This is a genomic window from Pantoea sp. CTOTU46764, from assembly GCF_031974595.1.
Classification (GTDB): Bacteria; Pseudomonadota; Gammaproteobacteria; order Enterobacterales; family Enterobacteriaceae; genus Pantoea; species Pantoea trifolii.
The window spans coordinates 6,238-9,266 of the sequence record NZ_DALYOQ010000005.1; the positions used below are offsets into that span (position 1 = coordinate 6,238).

A 3,029-nucleotide genomic window follows, 5' to 3' on the forward strand; every position below is an offset into this window, starting at 1 on the left:
GGCGGCAAGATCGCCCGCCTGTTCCAGCAGCGCGGCAGCCACTTCGGCGGTGCAGTGCTGGCCTTCGCCGTGGGCTTCGCGCAGCGTGTAGCGCGACGGCGCAGAAACGTTTAACGACATCACCGGCAACGCATCCAGCCACGGGCTTTTGCGGAACATCTTGCGCGCTTCAGTCCAGGTACCGTCGAGCATAATAAACAGCGGCGGTTTGCCGGTAAGCGGCGGGCTGGTGAGCACTTCACGACCGGCATCAGCATAAGACGCAGGGAAAACCACCAGCGGCTGATAAACCTCATTCTTCACCGTCGCCAGCAGCGCGGGATCTGGCTCGGTGCGTGACCAGCCAAACGCCTCGGTGTCCGGCAGCACATCGGCGATTAATCTTCCGGTATTGCTCGGCTTCATCGGCTCGGTATCGAACATCACCAGACAAAAGCGACTGCGCGCTTGCTGAGGCTGGATGGTGGCGCACAGACAGTTTTTCTGCGGCAGCAGGCAGCGTTGGCAACGGATGACACGATTACCGCGCGCAAGAAACGGGCGCGTGGCGCGCGCTAAACGTTGCGCACGTAAGCGCAGAACGGCATTTTCAAACATAGGTTCGCAGGCAGGATAAAAAACGCCAGTGTAATGGAATTAGCCGGGAAAGGTAATAAGGAAGGCCAGCATGCGGCTGGCCATCAGCGGTTTACAGCGATTCGTCGAGCCACTCGTTAAAGGGCGCTTTTGGCATTGCGCCATTCAGCATGTCGACCATCTCGCCGTTCTTGAACAGCATAATCGTAGGAATGCTACGAATGCGGAAACGCGAGCTGAGCGCAGGTTCAGCTTCGGTATTCACTTTCACGAAGCGCACTTTCCCGCGACGCTCGTCTGCGACATCTTTAAACACCGGTGCGAAGTTAACGCACGGACCGCACCACGGTGCCCAGAAGTCGATCACCACGGGCAGATCGTCTTGCAGATACTTATCCAGCGTGGCGGCCGTCGCGTTGGCAATTTCACCGTTGAACAGCTCGCCGCCGCAGCGACCGCATTTTGCTCCATCGGCAATGCGCGACTCGGGCACGCGGTTGGTTGCCTGACAGGAGGCACAAACTGTATTCATATTTACCTCAACCCGGACCTGTAAATCTGATGATTGCCGGACATTATGAAAAGGTTGAGTGCTATGCTCAATCTGGATTGCCCAATAGGTTCAATAGTTGATAGCTAAGCACCGACACATCAGGTAATCTTCGCGCTCTCAATGCTGGAGGAACAGATGAACGACGAATTTAAAGGCAAAAGCGGCAAGGTAAAAGTGATGTACGTACGTGATGAGGAGGGTGGTCAAAAGCCGAATCCCCGTACCGGCAAAGGCGGCCGTCCTGCTGCGCGCCAGGAAGATAATCGTCGTTCTGGTCCTCGCAGCAGTGCACGTAATAATGAAGAAGGTGGCCGTAGCGGCGCACGCAGCTCGGCACCGCGCGGTGCGAGCAATACCGAACGTGGCCGCAGCTTTGGACGTCGTGACGATCGTGGTGACGACAACCGCAGCTTCGGTGATTCGCCGTGGCGCACCGTTTCTCGTCCACCGGTTGCCGATGACAGCCAGCTGGATGAAGCCGCGAACAAGCCGGTGATCGATCCAGAGCAGATTCGCCGTCAGCGTCAGGAAGAGACGCGCGTCTACGGTGAAAATGCCTGTCAGGCGCTGTTTCTGAGCCGTCCGGAAAGCATCGTGCGTGCCTGGTTTATTCAGAGCGTAACGCCGCGTTTCCGTGAAACCCTGCGCTGGCTGGCGGCCAACCGCAAAGCCTATCATGTGGTAGAAGATGCTGAGCTGACCAAAGCCTCAGGTACTGAACACCACGGCGGCGTGTGCTTCATCATCAAAAAACGCATGGGCATGCCGGTTACTGAGTGGCTGACAAAGGCACCGACCAAGGATTGCGTGCTGGCGCTGGAAGATGTCAGCAACCCGCACAACCTTGGCGGCATTATGCGTAGCTGCGCGCACTTCGGTGTGAAAGGTTTGCTGGTGAATGATGCTTCGCTGCTTGAATCGGGTGCGGCAGTCCGAACCGCCGAAGGTGGCGCTGAGCACGTACAGGCAATCAGCGGCGAAAGCTTTGCCGATGGTCTGGAAGCGTTCCGTAAAGCGGGTTACACCATCGTTACCACCTCAAGCCATGAAGGCACACCGCTGGCGAAAGCCGAGCTGCCTGCCAAAATGGTGCTGGTGTTGGGTCAGGAGAGCGAAGGTCTGTCAGACAGCGCTTTCCAGCAGGGCGATCTCAGCCTGTCGATTGGCGGCACCGGCAACGTTGAAAGCCTCAACGTGTCCGTGGCGACCGGTATTTTGCTCGCCGAATGGTGGCGTCAGAACGCATAAAAAAACGGGCCGCAAGGCCCGTTTTTATTTATATCGCTTAGTGAGCGCCGCCGCCGCCACTGCCCGCACCGAATGGTGGACGCGCAAACCACACCAGCACCAGCAAGATCAAGAACACGCCCGCCGATGCCCAGAAGATCTCATTCGCTGAGATAATCAGTCCCTGATTGGTAATTTGCTGCGCGATATACGCCGAGGCCTGCTGCTGGGTCATGCCCAGACTTTCCAGCTGGTCATACATCTGCTGTGAATTGACGTTGTACGGATTCACCGACTCCGACAGATAGCTGTGATGCATCGATTCACGGTTACTCCACATAGTGGTGGTGATCGAGGTACCAATGGAACCCGCCAGCGTACGCACGAAGTTCGACAGGCTCGATGCCGCCGCCATACGTTCTGGCGGTAAGCCTGAAAGCGTGATGGTGGTCAGTGGCATAAAGAAGCACGCCACCGCAAAGCCCTGAATAAACTGCGGCCACGCCGATGCACCAAAATCCATCCCCGGCTCAAACGTGTAGGCGCGCCAGTAGAAACAGACGGCATACATGATGAAGCTGAAGGTCACCAGCTTACGCATATCCAGCTTGTGGGCGAAGCGGCCAATGATCGGCGACAGGATCACCGGCAGAATCCCCACCGGTGCCGACGC

Annotated in this window: 4 protein-coding genes; 1 reads left to right on the forward strand and 3 read right to left on the reverse strand. The window is 57.3% G+C overall.

Features of this window, described 5'->3' with window-relative positions; all coding sequences use genetic code 11:
- Window positions 1-597, reverse strand: a 597-nt coding sequence (locus RTM06_RS03215; RefSeq protein ID WP_312179901.1) for a tRNA-uridine aminocarboxypropyltransferase, incomplete at its 3' end; no start/stop codon positions are given.
- Window positions 598-688: 91 nt separating this feature from the next.
- A complete protein-coding gene (gene trxC, locus RTM06_RS03220) occupies window positions 689-1,108 on the reverse strand; it encodes a thioredoxin TrxC (RefSeq protein ID WP_008101648.1) in 420 nt (139 codons plus the stop codon).
- A gap of 156 nt (window positions 1,109-1,264) precedes the next feature.
- On the opposite strand from trxC, the gene RTM06_RS03225 reads away from it, so the two are divergent.
- Window positions 1,265-2,377: a tRNA/rRNA methyltransferase gene (locus RTM06_RS03225; RefSeq protein ID WP_256697189.1), complete on the forward strand. Its 1,113-nt coding sequence runs from the start codon at window positions 1,265-1,267 to the stop codon at window positions 2,375-2,377.
- 37 nt (window positions 2,378-2,414) lie between these two features.
- Here RTM06_RS03225 and RTM06_RS03230 read toward each other — a convergent pair.
- A partial coding sequence (locus RTM06_RS03230; RefSeq protein ID WP_312179903.1) for a DHA2 family efflux MFS transporter permease subunit occupies window positions 2,415-3,029 on the reverse strand: 615 nt, incomplete at its 5' end.